The 23,083-nt window shown below is 63.2% G+C and carries 19 protein-coding genes and 1 tRNA gene; 6 read left to right on the forward strand and 14 right to left on the reverse strand.

Annotated features, from left to right (window positions below; all coding sequences use genetic code 11):
• Nucleotides 1-16 precede the first annotated feature (16 nt).
• Nucleotides 17-91, reverse strand: a tRNA-Gln gene (locus AC3RCM_RS18050).
• A gap of 259 nt (nucleotides 92-350) precedes the next feature.
• On the opposite strand from AC3RCM_RS18050, the gene AC3RCM_RS18055 reads away from it, so the two are divergent.
• Nucleotides 351-593: a hypothetical protein gene (locus AC3RCM_RS18055; protein WP_020193386.1), complete on the forward strand. Its 243-nt coding sequence runs from the start codon at nucleotides 351-353 to the stop codon at nucleotides 591-593.
• Nucleotides 594-725: 132 nt separating this feature from the next.
• Nucleotides 726-1,796, forward strand: coding sequence for a cell division protein ZapE (zapE, locus tag AC3RCM_RS18060; protein ID WP_492629047.1), 1,071 nt, complete (start codon nucleotides 726-728; stop codon nucleotides 1,794-1,796).
• Between the two features lie 146 nt (nucleotides 1,797-1,942).
• Here the strand turns inward: zapE and AC3RCM_RS18065 are convergent, their stop codons facing one another.
• Complete coding sequence (locus AC3RCM_RS18065; protein WP_064493414.1) at nucleotides 1,943-3,832, reverse strand: propionyl-CoA synthetase; 1,890 nt, start codon at nucleotides 3,830-3,832, stop codon at nucleotides 1,943-1,945.
• Between the two features lie 180 nt (nucleotides 3,833-4,012).
• Here AC3RCM_RS18065 and AC3RCM_RS18070 point away from each other — a divergent pair, with 180 nt between their 5' ends.
• Nucleotides 4,013-4,879, forward strand: a complete 867-nt coding sequence (locus AC3RCM_RS18070; RefSeq protein ID WP_010953310.1) for a LysR family transcriptional regulator — start codon at nucleotides 4,013-4,015, stop codon at nucleotides 4,877-4,879.
• Here the strand turns inward: AC3RCM_RS18070 and AC3RCM_RS18075 are convergent.
• The 5 genes from AC3RCM_RS18075 to AC3RCM_RS18095 all read right to left on the reverse strand — a co-directional run bounded on the left by AC3RCM_RS18075 (nucleotide 4,853) and on the right by AC3RCM_RS18095 (nucleotide 8,936).
• Nucleotides 4,853-6,007 carry an HPP family protein gene (locus AC3RCM_RS18075; RefSeq protein WP_409322059.1) on the reverse strand — a complete coding sequence of 385 codons (1,155 nt, stop codon included), beginning with the start codon at nucleotides 6,005-6,007 and terminating at the stop codon, nucleotides 4,853-4,855. The two genes, AC3RCM_RS18070 and AC3RCM_RS18075, sit on opposite strands and share 27 nt — an antisense overlap.
• Before the next feature lie 321 nt (nucleotides 6,008-6,328).
• Nucleotides 6,329-7,648: an ATP-binding protein gene (locus tag AC3RCM_RS18080; RefSeq protein ID WP_492629048.1), complete on the reverse strand. Its 1,320-nt coding sequence runs from the start codon at nucleotides 7,646-7,648 to the stop codon at nucleotides 6,329-6,331.
• Nucleotides 7,645-8,313, reverse strand: a complete 669-nt coding sequence (locus AC3RCM_RS18085) for a response regulator transcription factor (RefSeq protein ID WP_010953307.1) — start codon at nucleotides 8,311-8,313, stop codon at nucleotides 7,645-7,647. The genes AC3RCM_RS18080 and AC3RCM_RS18085 overlap by 4 nt, the downstream gene beginning before the upstream one ends.
• Nucleotides 8,314-8,628, reverse strand: a complete 315-nt coding sequence (locus AC3RCM_RS18090; protein WP_003250344.1) for a PepSY domain-containing protein — start codon at nucleotides 8,626-8,628, stop codon at nucleotides 8,314-8,316.
• Entirely contained in the window at nucleotides 8,628-8,936 is a 309-nt protein-coding gene (locus tag AC3RCM_RS18095) for a PepSY domain-containing protein (RefSeq protein ID WP_003250340.1), read from the reverse strand. The genes AC3RCM_RS18090 and AC3RCM_RS18095 overlap by 1 nt, the downstream gene beginning before the upstream one ends.
• Nucleotides 8,937-9,174: 238 nt before the next feature.
• Between AC3RCM_RS18095 and AC3RCM_RS18100 the strand changes: the two genes are divergently transcribed.
• Both AC3RCM_RS18100 and queD read left to right on the forward strand, forming a co-directional pair.
• A complete protein-coding gene (locus AC3RCM_RS18100) occupies nucleotides 9,175-10,254 on the forward strand; it encodes a patatin-like phospholipase domain-containing protein (protein ID WP_004573881.1) in 1,080 nt (359 codons plus the stop codon).
• A gap of 53 nt (nucleotides 10,255-10,307) precedes the next feature.
• Nucleotides 10,308-10,664, forward strand: coding sequence for a 6-carboxytetrahydropterin synthase QueD (queD, locus tag AC3RCM_RS18105; RefSeq protein WP_003250327.1), 357 nt, complete (start codon nucleotides 10,308-10,310; stop codon nucleotides 10,662-10,664).
• Between the two features lie 10 nt (nucleotides 10,665-10,674).
• Here the strand turns inward: queD and AC3RCM_RS18110 are convergent, their stop codons facing one another.
• Nucleotides 10,675-11,157, reverse strand: a complete 483-nt coding sequence (locus AC3RCM_RS18110; protein ID WP_162490568.1) for a DUF1289 domain-containing protein — start codon at nucleotides 11,155-11,157, stop codon at nucleotides 10,675-10,677.
• 405 nt (nucleotides 11,158-11,562) lie between these two features.
• Here AC3RCM_RS18110 and acnB point away from each other — a divergent pair, with 405 nt between their 5' ends.
• On the forward strand, nucleotides 11,563-14,172 hold the full coding sequence (gene acnB, locus AC3RCM_RS18115) for a bifunctional aconitate hydratase 2/2-methylisocitrate dehydratase (RefSeq protein WP_064493418.1): 2,610 nt from the start codon (nucleotides 11,563-11,565) through the stop codon (nucleotides 14,170-14,172).
• Nucleotides 14,173-14,347: 175 nt separating this feature from the next.
• On the opposite strand, the gene prpD is transcribed toward acnB, so the two are convergent.
• The 6 genes from prpD to AC3RCM_RS18145 form a co-directional block, all read right to left on the reverse strand.
• Nucleotides 14,348-15,832: a 2-methylcitrate dehydratase gene (gene prpD, locus AC3RCM_RS18120; RefSeq protein ID WP_409307310.1), complete on the reverse strand. Its 1,485-nt coding sequence runs from the start codon at nucleotides 15,830-15,832 to the stop codon at nucleotides 14,348-14,350.
• 171 nt (nucleotides 15,833-16,003) lie between these two features.
• On the reverse strand, nucleotides 16,004-17,194 hold the full coding sequence (gene prpF / locus AC3RCM_RS18125) for a 2-methylaconitate cis-trans isomerase PrpF (protein WP_017147771.1): 1,191 nt from the start codon (nucleotides 17,192-17,194) through the stop codon (nucleotides 16,004-16,006).
• Between the two features lie 151 nt (nucleotides 17,195-17,345).
• The gene (gene acnD / locus AC3RCM_RS18130; RefSeq protein ID WP_064493420.1) at nucleotides 17,346-19,934 is read right to left on the reverse strand and encodes a Fe/S-dependent 2-methylisocitrate dehydratase AcnD; all 2,589 of its coding nucleotides are present in this window, start codon (nucleotides 19,932-19,934) and stop codon (nucleotides 17,346-17,348) included.
• A 162-nt stretch (nucleotides 19,935-20,096) separates the two neighbouring features.
• A complete protein-coding gene (gene prpC, locus AC3RCM_RS18135) occupies nucleotides 20,097-21,224 on the reverse strand; it encodes a bifunctional 2-methylcitrate synthase/citrate synthase (RefSeq protein ID WP_003250313.1) in 1,128 nt (375 codons plus the stop codon).
• Between the two features lie 60 nt (nucleotides 21,225-21,284).
• On the reverse strand, nucleotides 21,285-22,175 hold the full coding sequence (gene prpB, locus AC3RCM_RS18140) for a methylisocitrate lyase (protein WP_012053054.1): 891 nt from the start codon (nucleotides 22,173-22,175) through the stop codon (nucleotides 21,285-21,287).
• The gene (locus tag AC3RCM_RS18145) at nucleotides 22,172-22,888 is read right to left on the reverse strand and encodes a GntR family transcriptional regulator (RefSeq protein ID WP_003250308.1); all 717 of its coding nucleotides are present in this window, start codon (nucleotides 22,886-22,888) and stop codon (nucleotides 22,172-22,174) included. Before AC3RCM_RS18145 ends, prpB begins: the two co-directional genes overlap by 4 nt.
• Nucleotides 22,889-23,083 lie beyond the last annotated feature (195 nt).

Raw genomic sequence — 23,083 nt, forward strand, 5'->3', positions numbered from 1 at the left:
TTTGAATCTTGAAAAATGGCAGGGGCGGCTGGATTCGAACCAACGCATGGCAGGATCAAAACCTGCTGCCTTACCGCTTGGCGACGCCCCTGTATCGGATGCAGCATTTGCTGCTCTGACAATTCCAACTGAGTGACAACTGGGTTGTTGTCTTGGAATGCGCGGCACTTTAACAACAAACTTTCGGTCTGTGAACCCCCCTGATAAAAAAAATTGCCAAAAAACAGCGAGTTAGTCATTTCGCTGCTGGTGCAGCGACCGTCCGTCGGTTTCCGCCCGCCTCGCTTCAACACAATCGCATTCCGCACTTCCAATCAGATAAGCCCATTGCATTGACCAAGGAGGACCCCATGCCTGTCTCTCACGACCTCTACCAGGACCTGCACTACCCGCGCGAAATCGTCCAGCAGCGCCGCCAGCAGGACAAGGCGCTGGATCGCCTGCTGGACGAGTACGTGGACATCGACAACCAGGTGCTGGCTGCCGAATCGATATCGGCCGGTAACTTCGTCGATGAAGACCTGCGCCACCTCAAGGAGCGTCGCCTGGCGGTGAAGTACATGATCGAACGCCAGCTGGAGCGAAAGGCATAGCCCGTAGAGGCACAAGAGGCGGCCAGACCTATCGCAAGAAGTGATGATTGCCCGGCACTTTCTCTATTAGTCAAAATGGCCGCTCTCGGGCAAGCTGCAGGCTGCCCCGCCATCGCCCAAGGAGCGTTGCTTTTGTCTGCCTGGATCCCTACCCCGCTGCGCCAGCTTGGCCAACGCTTGCGCGGCACCGCCAATCAACAGAGCGAGCTGCTCGGCTGGTTCGAGGACAAGGCGCACAGCCGCGGTTATCAGCTGAGTGACGGTCAGCGGCGGGTAATCAACTGCATGGCCGAACAACTGACGCAGCTTGAACAAGGTCAACCGCGCAGTCTGTACCTGTACGGCTCGGTCGGCCGGGGTAAAAGCTGGCTGCTCGATGGCTTTTTCCAGGCCGTGCCGATAGCCGCCAAGCTGCGCCTGCATTTTCATGATTTCTTTGCACGCCTGCACCAGGGCATGCACCGCCACCGGGCGCTGGACGACGCGCTGGGCGCAACGCTGGACGAGCTGGTGGGTGGTTGCCGGGTGCTGTGCTTCGACGAATTCCACGTGCATGACATAGGCGATGCCATGCTGCTCACCCGGCTGTTCAACGCCTTGTTCGCCCGTGGCGTGTACCTGCTGGTGACCTCTAACTACGCGCCCGAAGGGCTGTTGCCCAACCCGCTGTATCACGAGCGTTTTCTGCCGGTCATTCGCCTGATCAACAGCTCGATGCACGTGCTCGAAGTCGGTGGCGACACGGATTTTCGCAGCTTGCCGGCCAACCGCGAGCATCAGCGTTTTACCCAGGGCCATTATGTCTGGCCGGGTGATGCGGCGCAGCGCCAGGCGCTGAATGTGCCGAGCGAACAACCGGTGATACTGGACGTGAACAAGCGCCCGCTGCGGGCGCTGGCCATCGATGGCCGGCGGGTGGTGCTTGGCTTTGACGATCTGTGCGAGAAGGCCACCGCGGTCATCGACTACCTGGTGCTGGCCAGGGAGTATGACGAGTGGGTGATCGATGGGCTGGATGACCTCTCGGCGTGTTCGCTGGCGGCTCAGCAGCGCTTCGTCAACCTGGTGGATGTGCTGTATGACCAGGATCGGCGGGTGATTGTCATAGGTAAACGTCCGCTGGAAGAGAGCCTGGGCGGCCCGCTGGCCGACCTGATGCGTACCCGCAGCCGGTTGGGGCAACTGCACCAGATTGCCCCCTGAGCCTGCAATGCCTGAAACGGCCCTTTCGCGGGTGAACCCGCTCCTACGACGACCTGGACTGCGCCCAATCACCAATGTGTGTCCACGGCCTCTGCCGAACCACCGTTGCGCGTCCCGCCCGCGAAAGGGCCATCGTGGTCAAACCATCAACCCGCCCTGGGCAAATCCGCCAGCACCGCTTCGATCTCTCCCAGCACTGCAGGGTCATCCAGGGTCGAAGGCGGCACATAATCCTGCCCATCGGCAATCTTGCGCAGCACCGCCCGCAGAATCTTGCCGGAACGGGTCTTGGGCAGGCGCTTCACCAGCCGTACCCGATTGAAACAGGCCAGCGGGCCAATTTCCTCGCGCACGCTGCCCACCAGCTCCACCAGCAACTGCGCCTCGGCAATGCCCTCTCCATCCTTGAGTACCACCAGCGCCAGCGGTACCTGGCCCTTGATTTCGTCATGCACGCCGATCACAGCACACTCCGCTACCGCCGGGTGCCGGGCGACCAGGTCTTCCATTTCGCCGGTGGACAACCGATGACCGGAAACGTTGATCACATCATCGGTGCGCCCCATGATGTAGACGAAGCCATCATCGTCCAGATAGCCGCCGTCACCCGTGTGGTAGTACCCCGGATACGTGCGCAGATAGGCCTGCAGGTAGCGCTCGTGATCCCCCCACAGCGTCTGACTGCAACCGGGTGGCAATGGCAGGGCAATCACGATCGAACCCTGATGGTTGGCGCCGAGCAAGTGGCCTTCGTCATCCAGTACGCGAACGTTGTAACCCGGCACCGCCCGGTTGCTCGACCCTGGCTTCGCCGCACTGCCCTCCAGCCCGACGCAAGGCGCGGTGACCGGCCAGCCGGTCTCGGTCTGCCACCAGTGGTCGTGCACCGGCTTGCCACTCACCCGCTCCAGCCATTCATGGGTGCTGGAATCCAGCTTTTCCCCCGCCAGGAACAGTTGCCGCAGCGAGCTGAGGTCATGTTTGCGAATCAGGTCGCCCTCCGGGTCCTCCTTGCGGATGGCGCGCATGGCCGTAGGTGCACAGAACAGCGCGTTGACCTGGTACTGCTCCACCACCCGCCAATAGGCCGAAGCATCCGGGGTGCGGATTGGCTTGCCTTCGTAGAACACGGTGGTACAGCCGCTCATCAACGGCCCGTAGACGATCAATGAGTGGCCGACCACCCAACCGACGTCGGAAATGCCCCACCACACATCGCCGGCCTGCATCCCATAGATATGGCGCATGGCGTAACACAGCGCTACGGCATTGCCGCCGTTTTCCCGGACGATACCCTTGGGCTTACCGGTGGTGCCTGAGGTATACATGATGTACAGCGGGTCGCCGGCATCAAGCTCGACGGGCGCCACCGGCTCGGCGTCGGCCAAGGCCGCCTGCCAGTCCAGGTCGCGGCCTGGCAGCAGTTCAGCGTGCGCCTGTGGCCGCTGCAGCACCAGCACATTGCGCGGCTGGTGCCGGGCCAGTTGCAGGGCACGGTCAACCAGCGGTTTGTATGCAATGACCCGGTCGAACTCCAGCCCGCACGATGCCGTCAGCAACAAGGTGGGCCGGGCGTCATCGATGCGCAGGGCCAACTCGTTGGCGGCAAAGCCACCGAACACGACCGAATGCACCGCGCCGATCCGCGCGCAGGCCAGCATCGCCATGGCCGCTTGCGGCACCATGGGCATGTAGATGATCACGCCATCGCCCTTGTTCACCCCCAGCTGGCGCAGCAAACCGGCCAGGCGTGCCACCTCGTCGCGCAACTGGTTGTAGGTGTAGGTCTGCTGCACGCCGGTCACTGGCGAATCGTAGATCAGCGCCAACTGCTCGCCCCGGCCCTGCTCGATCTGGTGATCGAGGGCCAGGTAACAGCTGTTCAGGCGGCCATCCGCGAACCAGCGGTGAGTACCGTCGGCGTTAGCTTGCAGGGTCAGGGCAGGCTTGCGGTGCCAGGCCAGGTGTGCGGCCTGTTCCGCCCAGAAAGCGGCAGGGTCGGAAATGGAATGGGCGTAGCTGTGCTGGTAGCTCATGTCGTTAGAAACCCGGTACTTGTTGTTATTGAAGGGCGAAACTTGAGTATGGACCGCTATACCCACGCCGCCATGGGACTAAAGTCACAACCGACCTGCAAATTTGCAGACAACGCAATTACGCCCCATAACGGTGCAAAGCCTCTAGAATAGGCCTCCCCTTCAACCACCGAGCAGCCCATGGACATCGAGCAGGCCCGTACCTTCCTGGAAATTGTGCGTTGCGGCAGCCTGGTCGCCGCGGCCGAACGCCTGTTCGTGTCACAAACCGCGATCACCGCGCGCGTGCAGCGCCTGGAACAGCAACTGGGTTGCCAGCTGTTCGTGCGTAGCCGCAGCGGCGCCAGCCTGACCAGCGATGGCGAAGCGTTCGTCAGTTATGCCAACCAGTTGGTGCAAACCTGGGAAGCCGCGCGCCGCGACCTGCCGTTGCCTGAAGGTTGCCAGCAGGTGCTGCATGTGGGCGGCGAGGTGAGCCTGGGCAACCCGATGATGCTCGACTGGGTAAGTGCCCTGCACCGTGAACTGCCCAGCCATGCCATCCGCAGCGAAGTCAGCGATGGAGAGTCGCTGCTGCGCAAGGTCGAGATGGGCTTGCTGGACGCCGCGCTGGTCTACCAGCCGACCTACGGTCCAGGCCTGCAGGTGGAGCAGTTGATGGAAGAGAAGCTGATTCGCGTGCGCCGGGTCGAGCGGCCCGAGCCGTACATCTACATCGACTGGGGCGAGGCCTTCCGCCGCCAGCATGATGCGGCCCTGCCCGACTGCGCGCGCCCGGCGCTAAGCTTCAACCTTGGCCCGTTGGCCCTGCAGTTCATACTCGACCAAGGTGGCAGTGGCTACTTCCGCACGCGGGTGGTGCAGGCCTATCTGGACAGCGGCGTGTTCGAGCGGGTACCGCAGGCACCGGAGTTCACCTACCCGACCTTTCTGGTGTACCCGCGTAAACGTGACAGCGAAGCCCTGCAACAGGCCTTCGCGATCCTGCGTCGGCTGGTAGCTGCCGGCGCCAGCGACTGGTCACAACGCTGGGACCCGGTTATCTGAAGCCTCGGTCTTGCTGAGCAACTGACGCTTGAGGCCGGCGATCAGGTCGGTCTGGGTGATCACCCCCACCAGCTTGTCGGCATCAAGCACCGGCAAGCAGTGCAGGCCTTGTTCGCACAACAAGGGCAGCAGGCGTTCCAACGGGTGCTGGCTGCTGACACTGACAACCCGCCTGCTCATCACTTGCGCCATGCGCACCGCCTGGCGGCCGAACAGACCGCGCCAGCTGAAACGCCCACGCTGCATCGCCGGGCCAACCAGGTCGCTGAGGCTGACGATGCCTACAAGCTTGCCGTGCTGCAGGACTGGCAGGGTTTTCAGGTGATGGCTGGCGAGCATTTTCCAGGCCTGCTCCAGCGTGGTATCAGGCGTGACGAACTGCACATCGCGGGACATCACCGAGGCCGCGGTGATACCGCCAAGGCTGCGCTGCAGGGCGTGCTGCTCGGTGGCGAGGATGATGCGCTCCAGCTCGTCACGGGTGACATCGACGAACTCGCCCAGCTCTTCCAGGGCCTGGTCCAGGTCTTCACTGCGGATGCCGACCCGCTCGCCGGGCAGCGGGTCATGGGTGTGGTGCAGGTCTTTGCGTGGCACCGTGCCTTTCGGGTAGCGCACACCCGTCAAACGGTTGTAGGCGATTGCCACTGTCACCAGGATCAGCGCATTGAGCAGCACCGGCTCCAGCAGGTGATCGCCCAGGGCGGTCAACCCCGGGTCGGCCAGCACCGCGCTCACTGCCACACCGCCACCCGGCGGGTGCAGGCAGCGCAACAGGCACATGACCAGGATCGAGATGCCGAGCGCCGCAGCAGCCACCCACAGCTCGGGGCCGAAGCCTTCGCGCATGGCCAGCCCCACTGCACCCGCCAGGGCGTAGCTGCCCAACACCGGCCAAGGTTGGGCCAAGGGGCCGGAATGCACCGCAAACACCAGTACCGCCGAAGCAGCCAGCGGGCCGAGCAAGTGCAGGGCGATGCTGGAGCCATAGGCCAGGCTGGTCAGCCAGCCCGCGAGGAACAGGCCAAGCAGCGCACCGATACCGGCACGCAACCATTCTTTCGGGGGGATGTTGAGGGAGGCCGGCAACAGCCGCTGCAGACGACTTTCGGAACGCGAGGCAGACATTTGGGCAATCGGGATCTTTGGTTTTTCTGTTCAAAAAGAAAGCCCAGCCGAGTTGGCCTGGGCCTCGTATTGCGCATGCAATACCACAAGGGGCTCCGTCCGTGGAGAGATGGAAACCGCAGGGTTTCGTGGGGAGGATTTTGCCGGGTGGGGGGAATTTGGGCTAATTCAAAAAACTGCGGCTGTACTGCAATTTTTTTGCAGTACTGATAGGGCCAAAGGGGCACTGCGCGCCCTTTCGCGACACAAGGCCCCACAGGGGATTGCGTACACCTGTGGGAGCGGCCTTGTGTCGCGATGGGCCGCACAGCGGCCCCGGCATTAACGAGCCTTGCGCGGCAGGTCGATGCTCACCCGCAGGCCGCCCAGCGGGCTCTCCAGCAAGGCCAGGCGCCCTCCCCAGGCATCAACGATATCGCGCACGATGCCCAACCCCAGCCCATGCCCAGCCACCTGTTCGTCCAGCCGCGAACCACGCTCCAGCACCTGCTGCCGCTGGTCTTGCGCAATACCCGGGCCATCGTCATCAACCCACAGCCGGTAGCCCTCGGCGCTCGGCGCGATACCCAGGCGCACTTCGCTGTCTGCCCACTTGCAGGCGTTGTCCAGCAGATTACCCAACAGTTCCAGAACGTCCTCGCGGTCCCATGGCAACAACAGCCCGGGCGGCACATCACTTGCCAGCAGCAGGCCCTCGCCATGAATCATGCCCAAGGTCCCGAGCAACCCCGGCAGTTCGGCATCACAATCGAACTGCGCGCCCGGCAGCGCATCACCTGCCAGGCGCGCACGGTTCAGCTCGCGCGCCAGGCGTTCCTGAATCTGCTGCAACTGCTCGCGCATTTGCGCGCGCACCTCCGGCAGATCCTGCAGGCGTTCACTGGAAGCCAGGCTCAGCAGCACCGCCAGCGGCGTCTTCAGCGCATGGCCGAGGTTACCGAGGGCATTGCGTGAACGGCGCAGGCTGTCTTCGGTATGGCTAAGCAAGTGGTTGATCTGCCCCACCAGCGGTACCAACTCGCTGGGCACCTCGGCATCCAGCTGCGAGCGCTGCCCCTGCTGCAGTTGGGCGATCTGCTGGCGCGCCCGCTCCAGCGGCCGCAGCGAGCGGGTAACCGTGATGCGCTGCAGCACCAGAATCAGGATCAGCGCCACCAGGCCCATGCCCAGGCCGATCTGCTGCAAGCGTCGGAAACCTTCGCGCACCGGTGAATAGTCCTGAGCCACACTGATCGAAATGTCCTGGCCCAGGCGCCGGTAGTCGGCACGCAGGGCCAGCAGCTGCTGGCCTTCGGGGCCGAGTTCATGGCTATCGGAAAGCCCGGGCGCTGCGGGCTTGGGCATGTCCAGGTCCCACAGCGAACGAGACCTCCAGGTACCCTGGTCGAAATCGATGCGGAAGTAGTAACCGGAAAACGGCCGCTGATAGGCAGCCGAGATGCGCCGCTCATCCAGCTGCAGGCCCGAAGGCCCGCGCACCAATGCCACCAGAAGGTTCTCGCTTTCGTTGCGCAGGCCGTTTTCCAGATAACGTTGCAGGCCGGCCTCGAACAGCCACAAGGTCAGTTGCGCCAGCACCACGCCGACCACCACCAGTACCGCCACCAGGCCCAGGCTCAGGCGCGCCTGGATCGACTTCACTCGCCGCTCCCGGCATAGATGTAGCCTTGCCCGCGACGGGTTTCGATCACACTGCGGCCCAGCTTGCGGCGCAAATGGTTGACGTGGACCTCCAGCACGTTCGAGTCGCGCTCGGTTTCACCGTCGTAGAGGTGCTCGGCCAGGTGGCTTTTGGACAGGATCTGCTGCGGGTGCAGCATGAAGTAGCGCAGCAGGCGGAACTCGGCGGCGGTCAGTTGCACATCCACCCCGTCGCGGCTCACGCACTGACGGCTTTCGTCAAGGTGCAGGCCGGCCGCTTCCAGCTTCGGCTGATTGGCCAGGCCCCGGGCGCGGCGCAGCAACGCCTGGATGCGCAGTTGCAGCTCTTCGGGGTGGAAGGGTTTGCTCAGGTAATCGTCAGCCCCGGCCTTCAGCCCTTCGATGCGCTCGGCCCAGGAGCCGCGGGCGGTGAGGATCAATACCGGTGTGGCCAGGCCAGCGGCACGCCACTGGGCCAGCACGTCCAGGCCGGGCAAGCCAGGCAGGCCGAGGTCCAGGATGATCAGGTCGTAAGGCTCGCTTTGCCCCTGGTAAACCGCGTCACGGCCATCAGCCAGCCAGTCCACGGCATAGCCCTGGCGCTGCAGGCCGGCGGTCAGTTCATCGGCCAACGGTACGTTGTCCTCGACAAGCAACAGGCGCATTCAGTCATCTTCCTCGTCTTTGAGCAGGGCGCCGGTGCTGGCATCGAGCTTGATCTCGCGTACCACACCTTCAGTCGTCAGCAACTCGACTTCATATTCGTAGCGATCATCGTCTTCTTCCAGCTCGGCTTCCAGCAGACGCGCCCCGGGGTGACGCCCCAGGGCGGTCTCGAGCAGTTGTTCGAGCGGCAGGATGATGCCCTTCTGACGGAGCTTCAGGGCTTCATCCTGGTCCAGGTCGCGGGCAACAGCCAAGGAGCAGACGGCAAGCAGCGAGAGCGCCAGGTAACGTGCCGTCCGGGATACATGGATCATCAGTTGTCTCGTGCGTCCTTGAGTACCTCACCGGTCTTGGCATCCATGTCGACGTCCCATTCGACGTTCTGCGTATCACGCAGTTCGACCTTGTAGATGTAGCGGCCGTACTCGTCTTCAAGCTCCGAGTCAGTGACGGTGGCGCCTGGGTGCTTGGCCACGGCAGCGGCCTTGAGCTCGTCCAGCGACTTGATGGTCTTGGCGTTGACCAGTTTGACCACTTCGTCAGGCTGAACGTCCTTGGCGAAGGCGGCATTGGCGCCCAGGGCGAGGGCAGCGGCGGTGATCAGGGCAGTCATGGTTTTCATCGTTCTTCTCTCCTGAGAACTGTGCAAGTTGTCTACGGGGTTAAGATTAACCAGCGGTCCTTAATTCAACCTGAAAACAGCTGGCGGCATGATAGCGCAGTTACGCCGCCAACCCGACTCGGCCCAGTGCAAGGTGCGGCCTTGTGCTGCGAAAGGGCCAATACAGGCACCTACAGGTGTGTTATCTGTAATGGCCCCCTCGCAGCACAAGGCTGCTCCTATGCCCAAGAGACCCGCCATGAGCGCCATCCACATCAAATACCCCGCCCTCACCTTCAAGGCCGGCCAGCGTGCCTTGCGACACATCCGCGAGCGCGGCCTGCAGGCGGCCGATGTCGGGGTATTGCCGGGCGCGGCGGGTGGGCCGAAGCCGCTGGGCATCCAGGGCCTGGACCTGGCGCTGTTCGGCGAGTGGCTACCCTCGGCACCCCGTCAGCGTGCCCTGATCGGCGCATCGATCGGTGCCTGGCGCTTCGCCAGCGCCTGCCTCGACGACCCGGTCGCCGGCATCCGTCGCCTGGGCGAGCTATACACCGAGCAGGATTTCGCCAAGGGCGTCACCCCGGCCGAAATCAGCCGCAGTTGCCAACGCATGCTCGATGACCTGCTGGAGGGCCGCGACGGCCAGCTGCTGGCCAACCCGCACTACCGCCTGAACATCCTGGTGGTGAAAAGCCATGGCCAGCTCGCTCACGACCATCGCGGCCGCCTGGGGCTGGGCCTGGGCTCGGTGGTTGCCAGTAACCTTTTGGGCCGTTCGCGCCTGGCCCGTCACTTCGAGCGCATCATTCTGCACGATGGGCGCGCCGCGCCTCCGCTCGACACGCTGACCGACTTCCCCTCACGCTACCTGCCGCTGGACTTGACCAACCTGCGCCACGCCCTGCTCGCTTCCGGGTCGATACCGATGGTCATGCAGGGCGTGAAAGACATCCCCGGCGCCGGCGCCGGCACCTACCGCGACGGCGGCCTGCTCGACTATCACCTCGACCTGCCCTATCGCGGCGACGACCTGGTGCTGTACCCGCACTTCACCGACAAGGTGGTACCCGGCTGGTTCGACAAGGCCCTGCCCTGGCGCAAGGGCGATGCCACCCGCCTGCAAAACGTGCTGCTGATGACGCCTTCGCCGCAATACCTGGCCGCCCTGCCCTACGGCAAGCTGCCCGACCGCAACGACTTCAAGCGCTTCATGGGCGATGCGCCAGGGCGCAAGCGCTATTGGTACAAGGCCATTGCCGAAAGCCAGCGCCTGGGGGATGAACTGCTGGAACTGACCGCCACCGGGCGGCTGCATGAACGCCTGCAAGCCTTGTAGCGGCCATGCTGGTAGACTGCGCGCATTATTGATTCACACAGAGTTATGACAGCGTGGAAATTTTCAAGGAATTCACATTCGAATCGGCCCACCGCCTGCCCCACGTCCCTGAAGGGCACAAATGCGGCCGTTTGCATGGCCACTCGTTCAAGGTCGGACTGCACCTGACCGGCCCGCTCGACCCGCACACGGGCTGGATCCGCGACTTCGCCGAGGTCAAGGCGATCTTCAAGCCGATCTATGATCAGCTGGACCACAACTACCTGAACGACATCCCCGGGCTGGAAAACCCCACCAGCGAAGTGATCGCCAAGTGGATCTGGGACCAGGTCAAGCCGCTGATGCCGGAGCTGTCCAAGGTTCGCATCCACGAAACCTGCACCAGCGGTTGCGAATACACCGGCGACTGATTCGCCCGGCTCACTGGCCCTGCGCGCTGCCCATGGCATCGCGCAGGAAGCTGGGGGCGATGTAGCGCTGGTAGTGCGCCTCTGAAAGCAGGAAGAACTCGCGATCGATCGCATCGCGCAATTGGGGCAGTTCCCAGTCACGGAACTCCGGCAGCAACACCATGCCATAGGCCTCCAGGTCACGGATCATCCGCGCCCCGCGGGCAATCAGCTGGTAAGCCCAGCAATACGCCGACTGCTGCTCGACAAAGCGGATGGAGCGCTGCTCCAGTTGCTGGCGCAGCAGGCCTTTGTCGAACACCTCAAGCTTGGCCATCATCACCTGCACCAGCAGCTGCTCAAGGCGCAACCACACGGCGCGCTTCTGCGTGTCGTCGTAGCCGTTCCAGTTGATCACTTCGTGGTGAAAACGCTTGCAGCCACGGCACACCGTGTCTCCGTACACCGTGGAGCACAGGCCGACGCAAGGGGTTTTGATGGACTTGTTGGACATGAAAAACAACAGCTTGGCGATGGAACACAGGCCCATGTTAGCCCTTTGTCTAACCAGGGTCACTCGTTAAAGTCATGAACACCGCCTTACCTTCAGGCTTTTTTTACCGTAGAATCACCCGGCCTTTTCAAAGGCAACAATGTCCGTTGGAAGCTGTTTTCAAAGCGTCACGAGCACAGTTGATCCGGTAGAACGGCGTTGGCCCGGGCCATGCATCCCTCGCATGCCCGCGCCAGCCCTCATCAGTCCCCGTTCTGCAGGCGTAAAACTTTGAAAGCAGCTTCTGTAAGGATTCCTTGCGACCCTGGTTGGGCGGCCCACAAAGCCGCGGCAGCGCATGGGTGCATTGAATGCTGGATAAGCGTCCCGGACCCCCTTTAGGGACCACTGATGAGGGAAATAACTGTGCTTGAAGCCTACCGCAAACACATCGAAGAGCGCGCCGCCCTGGGTATCGTTCCCCAGCCGCTGAACGCCGAACAAACTGCAGGCCTGGTCGAGCTGCTGAAAAACCCGCCGGCCGGCGAAGAAGCCTTCCTCGTAGACCTGATCACCAACCGCGTACCGCCAGGGGTCGACGAAGCTGCCTACGTCAAGGCCGCTTTCCTCTCCGCCGTCGCCAAGGGCGAAGCCAAGTCGCCACTGATCGACCGCAAGCACGCCACCGAACTGCTGGGCACCATGCAGGGCGGCTACAACATCGAAACGCTGGTCGCACTGCTGGATGACGCCGAACTGGGCGCCGTCGCGGCCGAACAGCTCAAGCACACCCTGCTGATGTTCGATGCCTTCCACGACGTGGCCGAAAAAGCCAAGGCCGGCAACACGCACGCCAAGGCCGTCCTGGAATCCTGGGCTGCCGGCGAGTGGTTCACCTCGCGCCCGGCCATCGCCGACAAGTACACCCTGACCGTGTTCAAGGTGCCTGGCGAAACCAACACCGACGACCTGTCGCCTGCCCCGGACGCCTGGTCGCGCCCTGACATTCCGCTGCACGCCCTGGCCATGCTGAAAATGGCCCGCGACGGCATCGAGCCGCAGCAGCCTGGTTCGGTCGGCCCGCTGGCCCAGATCGAAGCCGTCAAGGCCAAGGGCTTCCCGGTGGCCTATGTCGGCGACGTTGTCGGTACCGGCTCCTCGCGTAAATCCGCTACCAACTCGGTACTGTGGTTCTTCGGCGACGACATCCCTTACGTGCCGAACAAGCGCGCCGGTGGCTTCTGCTTCGGCACCAAGATCGCCCCGATCTTCTACAACACCATGGAAGACGCCGGCGCCCTGCCGATCGAATTCGACTGCACCAACCTGGGCATGGGCGACGTCATCGACGTTTACCCATACAAAGGTGAAGTACGCCGTCACGACAGCGACGAACTGGTCACCACCTTCGAGCTGAAAACCGAAGTGCTGCTGGATGAAGTCCGCGCTGGCGGCCGTATCCCGCTGATCGTCGGCCGTGGCCTGACCGAAAAAGCCCGTGCCGAGCTGGGCCTGGGTGCTTCCGACCTGTTCAAGAAACCAGAGCAGCCTGCCGATTCCGGCAAGGGCTTCACCCTGGCGCAGAAAATGGTCGGCCGTGCCTGTGGCCTGCCAGAAGGCCAGGGCGTGCGCCCAGGCGCCTACTGCGAGCCAAAAATGACCACCGTCGGCTCCCAGGACACCACTGGCCCGATGACGCGCGACGAACTGAAAGACCTGGCATGCCTGGGCTTCTCTGCTGACCTTGTCATGCAGTCGTTCTGCCACACCGCGGCCTATCCGAAGCCGATCGACGTCACCACCCACCACACCCTGCCAGACTTCATCCGCACCCGTGGCGGCGTGTCGCTGCGCCCGGGCGACGGCATCATCCACAGCTGGCTGAACCGCATGCTGATGCCTGACACCGTAGGTACCGGTGGCGACTCGCACACCCGCTTCCCGATCGGCATCTCGTTCCCAGCCGGTTCCGGCCTGGTGGCCTTCGCTGCCGCCACCGGCGTCATGCCGCTGGACATGCCAGAATCGATCCTGGTGCGCTTCAAGGGCAAACTGCAGCCAGGCATCACCCTGCGTGACCTGGTTCATGCCATCCCTTACTACGCCATCCAGAAGGGCCTGCTGACCGTCGAGAAGAAAGGCAAGAAAAACGCCTTCTCCGGCCGCATCCTGGAAATCGAAGGCCTGGACGACCTGACCGTCGAGCAAGCATTCGAGCTGTCCGATGCCTCGGCCGAGCGTTCCGCTGCCGGTTGCACCATCAAGCTGCCGGAAAAGGCCATCGCCGAGTACCTGCAGTCCAACATCACCCTGCTGCGCTGGATGATCGGCGAAGGCTACGGCGATGCCCGCACCCTGGAGCGCCGCGCCCAGGCCATGGAAGCCTGGCTGGCCAAGCCTGAGCTGCTGTCGGCCGACGCCGATGCCGAATACGCCGAAATCATCGAAATCGACCTGGCCGACGTCAAGGAGCCTGTGCTCTGCGCGCCGAACGACCCGGACGATGCCCGCCTGCTGTCCTCGGTACAAGGCGAGAAGATCGACGAAGTGTTCATCGGTTCGTGCATGACCAACATTGGTCACTTCCGCGCTGCCGGCAAGCTGCTGGAGAAGGTCAAGGGTGGCATTCCGACCCGTCTGTGGCTGGCTCCGCCAACCAAGATGGACGCTCACCAGCTGACCGAAGAAGGCTACTACGGCATCTACGGCAAGGCCGGTGCACGCATGGAAATGCCAGGCTGCTCGCTGTGCATGGGCAACCAGGCACGTGTGCAGACCGGTTCGACCGTGGTCTCCACCTCGACCCGTAACTTCCCGAACCGTCTGGGCGACGCGACCAACGTGTACCTGGCATCGGCCGAGCTGGCCGCTGTCGCTTCGATCATCGGCAAACTGCCGACCGTCGAAGAGTACATGCAGTACGCGAAAGACATCGACAGCATGGCTGCCGACGTTTACCGCTACCTGAGCTTCGACCAGATCGCCGAGTTCCGCGAAGCGGCAGCCAACGCCAAGATCCCGGTGGTCCAGGCGTAAGCTGAGTTACACGTTGTAAACAAAGCCCCGGCAGCGATGCCGGGGCTTTGTTGTTTTGGCCTGTGCCGGCCGCTTCGCGGCTAAAGCCGCTCTTACAGGGCCCCCACGGTGTTCGAGACCTGCGCATGCCCTTGTAGGAGCGGCTTTAGCCGCGAAGCGGCCGGCACAGGCCACCTCATATCACAAACAAGTCCACGAACCTGTGCACAGCCGTGCCTTCCAGCTTCTGCTGGTCCTTGCACAGTTCGAAAACCTGCTGACACCGCTGCCGGGCAAAGCGGGTCGCCAGGTTGGCCCTGAACTTGGCCTCCAGCAACGGTATCCCCTCCCCGCGCCGCCGACGATGCCCGATCGGGTACTCCACCACCACCTGCTCGGTGCTGCTGCCATCCTTGAAGAACACCTGCAGCGCGTTGGCGATCGAACGCTTGTCCGGCTCCAGGTACTCGCGACTGAAGCGCGGGTCTTCCACCACCTCCATCTTCTCGCGCAGGCGGTCGATACTGGGGTGGTTGGCATGGAAGGCGTCCTCATAATGCTCGGCCACCAGATGACCAAAGATCAGTGGCACGGCCACCATGTACTGCAGGCAGTGGTCACGGTCGGCGGCATTGGCCAGTGGGCCGCTCTTGGAGATGATGCGGATCGCTGATTCCTGGGTGGTGATGACGATGCGGTCGACTTCATGCAGACGATTACGCACAAGTGGATGCAGGGTGACTGCTGCTTCACACGCGGTCTGCGCATGGAACTCGGCAGGGAAACTGACCTTGAACAGCACGTTCTCCATCACATAGCTGCCCAACGCCTGGGGCAGGCGCAGCTCGTACTGCCCGGCGGGCTTGAGCGCCAGGTCTTTGTTGGTATGGCTGAACGAAACATCGTAGAACCCCCACTGCGACGCCGTGAGCACGCCCGGCACGCCCATTTCCCCACGCAAGGCGATGTCGGCCAGGCGCACACCTCGGCTGGAGGCGTCACCCGCAGCCCAGGACTTGCGCGAACCGGCGTTGGGCGCATGGCGATAGGTACGAAGGGCCTGGCCGTCGACGAAGGCGTGGGACAAGGCCGAGAGCATCTGCTCACGATTGGCCCCCATCAGCCTGGCGCACACGGCGGTCGAGGCGACCTTCACCAGAATCACGTGATCGAGGCCGACACGGTTGAAGGCGTTTTCCAGCGCCAGCACGCCCTGGATCTCATGCGCCATGACCATGGCCTCGAGCACATCACGCATCAGCAGTGGCTTTTCACCCGCGGCAACCCGTTTCTGTGACAGGTGGTCAGCCACTGCCAGGATGCCGCCAAGGTTGTCCGAGGGATGAGCCCATTCGGCGGCCAGCCAGGTGTCGTTGTAGTCCAGCCAGCGCACCGTGCAGCCAATGTCCCAGGCGGCCTTGACCGGGTCGAGGCGATAGGAGGTACCGGGGACGCGAGCACCATTCGGAACCAGCGTGCCTTCCACCTGGGGGCCAAGGAGCTTGGTGCACTCAGGGAAGCGCAAGGCGAGAAGGCCGCAACCGAGGGTGTCCATCAGGCAGTTGCGCGCGGTGTCCAGGGCCTCGAGGGATTCGACCCGGTAGCCGAGGGCGTAATCGGCCAGGGTTTGTAGCACCCGGTCGTAATCCGGGCGGTCGTTGAGGTCTACGTTGGCGCTCATATCCAGCTCCCTTCAGAATTGCCGGGGCTGCTGTGCAGCCCTTCGCGGGCTTGCCCGCTCCCACAGGGTAACCACAAGTTCTGAGTGCTGTGGTCAACCTGTGGGAGCGGGCGAGCCCGCGAAGGGCCGCTTGGCGGCCCCAACGAACTAAAGCCGAGCGCCAGTGGTGCGTTAGAAGCTGTCGCCAGGCACGCGAACCCAGCCCTCCATCAGCACGCGAGCACTACGGCTCATGATTGCCTTGGTTACCGTCCACTCACCATTCACCTGGCGTGCCTCGGCCCCGACCCGCAGGGTGCCCGAAGGATGACCGAAACGCACAGCGCTGCGCTCGCCTCCGCCAGCGGCGAGGTTGACCAGCGTGCCCGGAATGGCCGCCGCAGTGCCAATTGCCACCGCAGCCGTACCCATCATGGCATGGTGCAGCTTGCCCATCGACAAGGCCCGCACCAGCAGGTCGATCTCACCGGCCTGCACCGCCTTGCCACTGGAGGCAGTGTAGGTGCTCGGCGGCGCGACGAACGCCACTTTCGGCGTGTGCTGACGCCCGGCAGCCTGGTCGACGTTGTCGATAAGCCCCATGCGCACGGCGCCATAGGCGCGAATGGTCTCGAAGCGCAGCAGCGCCTGCGGATCGCCGTTGATGGCGTCCTGCAGTTCGGTACCGGTGTAGCCGATATCGGCAGCATTGACAAAAATGGTCGGGATACCGGCATTGATCAAGGTCGCCTTGAACGTACCGACCCCCGGCACTTCCAGGTCATCGACCAGATTGCCAGTGGGGAACATGGCACCGCCACCGCCGTCTTCATCGGCTGCAGGGTCAAGAAACTCCAGCTGCACCTCGGCCGCCGGGAAGGTGACTCCGTCCAGCTCAAAGTCGCCGGTTTCCTGCACTTCACCTTCAGTGATCGGAACGTGGGCGATGATGGTCTTGCCGATATTCGCCTGCCAGATACGCACGGTGGCGATACCGTTGCGCGGAATACGCGCCGGGTCGACCAGGCCACTGCTGATGGCAAACGAACCGACCGCAGCGGACAGGTTGCCGCAGTTGCCGCTCCAGTCGACGAAGGCCTTGTCGATGCTGACCTGGCCGAACAGGTAGTCGACATCGTGCTCGGGCTTGATGCTTTGCGACAGGATGACGGTCTTGCTGGTGCTCGACGTGGCGCCGCCCATGCCGTCGATCTGCTTGCCGTAAGGGTCGGGGCTGCCGATTACCCGCAGCAGCAGCGCATCGCGAGCGGGACCTGGAATTTGCGCCTGCTCGGGCAGGTCCTGCAGGCGGAAGAACACGCCTTTGCTGGTGCCGCCGCGGATGTAGGTGGCGGGGATTTTGATCTGGGGTACATGTGCCATTTTCTTGGGCATCCTGATAGTCCGGTGAAATACCCTGGGGCTGCCTTGCAGCCCTTTCGCGACACAAGGCCGCTCCCACAGGTACTGCGCCGCCCTTTGTGGGAGCGGCCTTGTGTCGCGAAAGGGCCGCAAAGCGGCCCCCGATTCATGCTCAGGCGGTCGCTTCGAGGAAGTCCTGGGCAAAGCGCTGCAGCACCCCGCCCGCTTCGTAGATCGACACTTCCTCGGCGGTGTCCAGACGGCAGGTCACCGGTACCTCAAGGCGCTCGCCATTGGCACGGGTAACCACCAGGGTCAGGGTCGCCCGTGGCGTACGCGCACCCAGCACGTCATAGGTTTCGCTGCCATCCAGGCCCAGGGTCTTGCGGTCGGTGCCCGGCTTGAACTCCAGCGGCAGCACGCCCATGCCTACCAGATTGGTGCGGTGAATACGCTCGAAGCCTTCGGCCACGATCGCCTCGACACCGGCCAGACGCACGCCCTTGGCCGCCCAGTCACGGGACGAACCCTGGCCGTAGTCGGCACCGGCGACAATGATCAGCGGCTGCTTGCGCTGCATGTAGGTCTCGATCGCCTCCCACATGCGGGTAACCTTGCCTTCCGGCTCGATACGCGCCAGCGAGCCCTGTTTCACGCTGCCATCGTCATTGCGCACCATTTCGTTGAACAGCTTGGGGTTGGCGAAGGTGGCGCGCTGGGCGGTCAGGTGGTCGCCACGGTGGGTAGCGTAGGAGTTGAAGTCTTCTTCCGGCAGGCCCATCTTCGCCAGGTATTCACCGGCGGCGCTGTCGAGCATGATGGCGTTGGACGGCGACAGGTGGTCGGTGGTGATGTTGTCCGGCAGCACCGCCAGCGGGCGCATGCCACGCAACGTGCGCTCGCCGGCCAGGGCACCCTCCCAGTAGGGAGGGCGGCGGATGTAGGTGCTCATCGGGCGCCAATCATACAGCGGCGCAACTTTCGGCCCGCGGTCTTCCTCGATGGCGAACATCGGGATGTACACCTTGCGGAACTGCTCCGGTTTGACCGCTGCACGCACCACCGCATCGATTTCTTCGTCGCTGGGCCAGATGTCCTTGAGGCGGATTTCCTTGCCATCGACCACCCCCAGCACATCCTTCTCGATGTCGAAACGAATGGTACCGGCAATGGCATACGCCACCACCAGCGGTGGCGAGGCCAGGAAGGCCTGCTTGGCGTACGGGTGGATACGCCCGTCGAAGTTGCGGTTACCCGACAACACGGCAGTGGCGTACAGGTCGCGGTCGATGATTTCTTGCTGGATCACCGGGTCCAGGGCGCCGGACATACCGTTGCAGGTGGTGCAGGCGAAGGCGACGATGCCAAAGCCAAGTTGCTCCAGCTCCTTCTCCAGCCCTGCTTCCTCCAGGTACAGCTGCACGGCCTTGGAGCCGGGAGCCAGCGACGACTTGACCCACGGCTTGCGGGTCAGGCCCAGCTTGTTGGCATTGCGCGCAATCAGGCCTGCGGCAATCACGTTGCGCGGGTTGCTGGTGTTGGTGCAACTGGTGATGGCAGCGATGATCACCGCGCCGTCCGGCATCTGCCCCGGCACTTCTTCCCAGCTGCCGGCGATGCCTTTGGCTGCCAGGTCGCTGGTGGCGACGCGGGCATGCGGGTTGGACGGGCCGGCCATGTTGCGCACCACGCTCGACAGGTCGAAGCTCAGGGTGCGCTCGTAGACGGCGCCGCCCAGGCTGTCAGCCCACAGGCCGGTGGCCTTGGCGTAGGTTTCCACAAGCTTGACCTGCTGCTCTTCACGGCCGGTCAGGCGCAGGTAGTCGATGGTCTGCTGGTCGATGGCGAACATCGCCGCCGTGGCGCCGTATTCCGGGGCCATGTTGGAAATGGTGGCGCGGTCGCCCAAGGTCAGGGCGCGGGCACCCTCGCCATGGAACTCCAGGTAAGCGCCGACCACTTTCTGCTTGCGCAGGAACTCGGTCAGGGCCAGGACCAGGTCGGTGGCAGTGATGTTCGGGGCCAGCTTGCCAGTCAGCTCGACGCCGACGATTTCCGGCAGGCGCATCCAGGAGGCGCGGCCGAGCATCACGTTTTCGGCTTCCAGGCCGCCTACGCCGATGGCGATCACACCCAGTGCATCAACGTGCGGCGTGTGGCTGTCGGTGCCGACGCAGGTGTCCGGGTAGGCGACGCCGCGGTCGCTGTGGACCACCGGTGACATCTTCTCCAGGTTGATCTGGTGCATGATGCCGTTGCCCGGCTGGATCACGTCGACGTTCTTGAACGCCTTCTTGGTCCAGTTGATGAAGTGGAAGCGGTCTTCGTTGCGGCGATCTTCGATGGCGCGGTTCTTTTCGAAGGCCTGCGGGTCGAAACCACCACACTCGACGGCCAGCGAGTGGTCGACGATCAATTGCACCGGCACCACCGGGTTGACCTGGGCCGGGTCGCCGCCTTTGTCGGCAATGGCGTCACGCAGGCCGGCAAGGTCGACCAGCGCAGTCTGGCCAAGGATGTCATGGCACACCACGCGGGCCGGGAACCACGGGAAGTCGAGGTCGCGCTTGCGTTCGATCAGCTGGCTCAGCGAGGCGTCGAGCGTAGCAGGGTCGCAGCGGCGCACCAGGTTCTCGGCGAGCACGCGGGACGTGTAAGGCAAGCCGTCGTAGGCGCCGGGCTTGATCGCCTCGACCGCCGCGCGGGCATCGAAGTAGTCCAGGTCGGTGCCTGGCAGTTGCTTGCGGTATGCAGTGTTCATCATGGAATCAGGCTCGGTCACAGGATTCGGAAGGTTTCACCGTACCTGTGGGAGCGGGCGTGCCCGCGAATGCGTCAGCAGGTGCACAGTGGTTGCAAGGCCGGGTGCATTCGCGGGCACGCCCGCTCCCTCAAGGGAAACGGGTTGCCTCTCTATAGCTATTCAGCGCTGCTCGATCGGCACGAACTGGCGCTGTTCGACGCCGACATACTCGGCGCTCGGGCGGATGATGCGGTTGTTGGCGCGCTGCTCGAAGACGTGCGCCGCCCAGCCGGTCAGCCGCGAGCAGACGAAGATCGGGGTGAACAGCTTGGTCGGAATGCCCATGAAGTGGTACGCCGAGGCATGGTAGAAGTCGGCGTTGGGGAACAGGCGCTTCTGCTCCCACATGGTCTTGTCGATGGCTTCGGACACCGGGTACAGCACCTTGTCACCCACTTCGTCAGCCAGCTGCTTCGACCAGCCTTTGATCACCTCGTTGCGCGGGTCGGACTCTTTGTAGATGGCATGGCCAAAGCCCATGATCTTGTCTTTGCGCTCGAGCATGCGCAGCAGCTCGGCGGTGGCTTCCTGCGGGCTCTGGAAGCGTTCGATCAGCTCCATCGCAGCCTCGTTGGCACCGCCGTGCAGCGGGCCACGCAGCGAGCCGATGGCTGCGGTAACGCAGGAGTACAAGTCAGACAGGGTCGAGGCACAGACGCGGGCAGTGAAGGTCGAGGCGTTGAATTCGTGTTCAGCGTAGAGAATCAGCGACACGTTCATGACCTTGACGTGCAGCTCGCTCGGCTTCTTGCCGTGCAGCAGGTGCAGGAAGTGGCCACCCAAGGTGTCTTCATCAGTGGTGCAGTCGATGCGTACGCCATGGTGGGTGAAGCGGTACCAGTAGCACATCACGGCCGGGAACAGCGCCAGCAGGCGGTCGGTCTTGTCGCGCTGGGCTTCGAAGGTCAGTTCTGGTTCGAGGGTGCCCAGTACCGAGCAACCGGTGCGCATGACGTCCATCGGGTGGGCATCGCGCGGGATGCGCTCAAGCACTTCCTTCAAGGCTTGCGGCAGGTCACGCAGGCCCTTGAGCTTGCGCTTGTAGTCGGCCAGTTCGGCCTGGGTTGGCAGCTCGCCGTACAGCAGCAGGTAGGCGACTTCTTCGAACTCGGCACCGGCGGCCAGGTCACGCACATCATAACCACGGTAGGTCAGCCCGGCACCGGCCTGGCCCACGGTCGACAGTGCAGTCTGGCCGGCCACCTGGCCACGCAGGCCTGCGCCACTGAGTACTTTTGCTTCGGCCATGGTGTTTCTCCTTTCTTGAATTTGTTATGGATGCTTTCTGGCTAATTCGGGCGCTAGCGCTTAGCCCTTCTTCTGGGCAAACAGTGCATCGAGGCTCTGCTCGAAGGCGTGATAACCAATGGCATCGTAAAGCTCCATGCGAGTCTGCATGGTGTCGATCACGTTCTTTTGCGTGCCGTCACGGCGCAGCGCGGTATACACGTTCTCGGCTGCTTTGTTCATGGCGCGGAACGCCGACAGCGGGTACAGCACCAACGACACGTCGACCGAGGCCAACTCTTCGGTTGTGTACAGCGGCGTGGCACCGAACTCGGTGATGTTGGCCAGGATCGGTGCCTTCACCCGATCAGCGAAAGTCTTGTACATCTGCAGTTCGGTGATGGCTTCCGGGAAAATCATGTCGGCGCCAGCTTCGACACACGCTTCGGCACGGTCCAGGGCGGCGTTCAGGCCTTCGACGGCCAGCGCATCGGTACGCGCCATGATCACGAAGCTGTCATCGCTGCGGGCGTCGACGGCAGCTTTGATACGGTCGACCATTTCCTGCTGGCTGACAATTTCCTTGTTGGGACGGTGGCCACAACGCTTGGCGCCAACCTGGTCCTCGATATGGATGGCGGCAGCGCCGAACTTGCTCATCGAGCGCACGGTACGGGCAACGTTGAAAGCCGAAGCGCCGAAGCCGGTGTCGACATCCACCAGCAGCGGCAGGTCGCACACGTCGGTGATGCGACGCACGTCGGTGAGCACGTCGTCCAGGCCAGTGATGCCCAGGTCTGGCAGGCCCAGGGAGCCGGCAGCCACGCCGCCACCTGACAGGTAGATGGCCTTGAAGCCGGCGCGCTTGGCCAGCAGGGCATGGTTGGCGTTGATGGCGCCAACCACCTGCAGCGGATGCTCAGCGGCAACGGCGTCACGGAAACGCTGACCGGGGGTGCTCTTGACTGTCATTTCTCACCTCGTGTGCTGTTGTTGTGGGCGTCCAGGTAGTGACGCTCGATATTGCGCTTGGACGCGCCGATGTGGCGGCGCATCAGGAGTTCGGCCAGTTCGCCGTCACGGTCGGCGATGGCATCAAGAATGCGATGGTGTTCGGCAAAGGCCTGGCGTGGCCGGTTAGGCGTGGCAGAGAACTGGATACGGTACATGCGCACCAGCTGGTACAGCTCGCCGCAGAGCATCTTGACCAGGGTCTGGTTGCCGCTACCCTGAATAATCCGGTAATGGAAGTCGTAGTCGCCTTCCTGCTGGTAGTAGCCCAGGCCGGCCTGGAACGCGGCATCGCGCTCATGGGTGTCGAGCACCCGACGCAGTTCGTCGATGTCGGCCTGGCTCATGCGTTCGGCGGCCAGGCGACAGGCCATGCCTTCCAGCGACTCGCGGATTTCGTACAGCTCGATCAGCTCGGCGTGGTTGAGCGATACCACTCGCGCGCCCACATGCGGCACGCGCACCAGCAGGCGCTGGCCTTCAAGGCGGTGGATAGCCTCGCGTAGCGGCCCGCGGCTGATGCCATAGGTGCGCGCCAACTCCGGCTCGGAAATCTTGCTGCCGGGGGCGATATCACCCTTGACAATGGCCGCCTGGATGCGTCGGAAGACGTTTTCGGAGAGGGTTTCCGTTTCGTCTGTCAGCACCGGGCCGGGGGTGGAAAGGTCCTGCATATTGTCGACACCTTTTAAAACTCTTGGCCAGAAACTAGCGAAACAAGACCTGCAAGTCAAAGACAAAATGAACATTGTCGACAATCGTCTAATCGCGAACTATCACCACTTCAACGCTGTCAGATCGCGCACCGCTGGCGTCAAGACGTCGGCGTGATAGAATGCCGCGCCTCCGATGGGGTATGGATAGCCTGT

This window comes from Pseudomonas sp. GW823-FHT05G12, from assembly GCF_058795575.1.

What these genes read in the sequence shown, in the direction of transcription:
- AC3RCM_RS18070 (WP_010953310.1), top strand. Translation starts at nt 4,013, where the DNA reads ATGGACATCGAGCAGGCCCGTACCTTCCTGGAAATTGTGCGTTGCGGC.
- AC3RCM_RS18100 (WP_004573881.1), top strand. Translation starts at nt 9,175, where the DNA reads ATGAGCGCCATCCACATCAAATACCCCGCCCTCACCTTCAAGGCCGGC.
- prpD (WP_409307310.1), bottom strand. Translation starts at nt 15,832, where the DNA reads ATGAGCGCCAACGTAGACCTCAACGACCGCCCGGATTACGACCGGGTG.
- prpB (WP_012053054.1), bottom strand. Translation starts at nt 22,175, where the DNA reads ATGACAGTCAAGAGCACCCCCGGTCAGCGTTTCCGTGACGCCGTTGCC.
- AC3RCM_RS18145 (WP_003250308.1), bottom strand. Translation starts at nt 22,888, where the DNA reads ATGCAGGACCTTTCCACCCCCGGCCCGGTGCTGACAGACGAAACGGAA.
- prpC (WP_003250313.1), bottom strand. Translation starts at nt 21,224, where the DNA reads ATGGCCGAAGCAAAAGTACTCAGTGGCGCAGGCCTGCGTGGCCAGGTG.
- acnD (WP_064493420.1), bottom strand. Translation starts at nt 19,934, where the DNA reads ATGAACACTGCATACCGCAAGCAACTGCCAGGCACCGACCTGGACTAC.
- AC3RCM_RS18095 (WP_003250340.1), bottom strand. Translation starts at nt 8,936, where the DNA reads ATGAAAACCATGACTGCCCTGATCACCGCCGCTGCCCTCGCCCTGGGC.
- AC3RCM_RS18065 (WP_064493414.1), bottom strand. Translation starts at nt 3,832, where the DNA reads ATGAGCTACCAGCACAGCTACGCCCATTCCATTTCCGACCCTGCCGCT.
- AC3RCM_RS18055 (WP_020193386.1), top strand. Translation starts at nt 351, where the DNA reads ATGCCTGTCTCTCACGACCTCTACCAGGACCTGCACTACCCGCGCGAA.
- AC3RCM_RS18110 (WP_162490568.1), bottom strand. Translation starts at nt 11,157, where the DNA reads ATGTCCAACAAGTCCATCAAAACCCCTTGCGTCGGCCTGTGCTCCACG.
- AC3RCM_RS18085 (WP_010953307.1), bottom strand. Translation starts at nt 8,313, where the DNA reads ATGCGCCTGTTGCTTGTCGAGGACAACGTACCGTTGGCCGATGAACTG.
- AC3RCM_RS18075 (WP_409322059.1), bottom strand. Translation starts at nt 6,007, where the DNA reads ATGTCTGCCTCGCGTTCCGAAAGTCGTCTGCAGCGGCTGTTGCCGGCC.
- AC3RCM_RS18090 (WP_003250344.1), bottom strand. Translation starts at nt 8,628, where the DNA reads ATGATCCATGTATCCCGGACGGCACGTTACCTGGCGCTCTCGCTGCTT.
- prpF (WP_017147771.1), bottom strand. Translation starts at nt 17,194, where the DNA reads ATGGCACATGTACCCCAGATCAAAATCCCCGCCACCTACATCCGCGGC.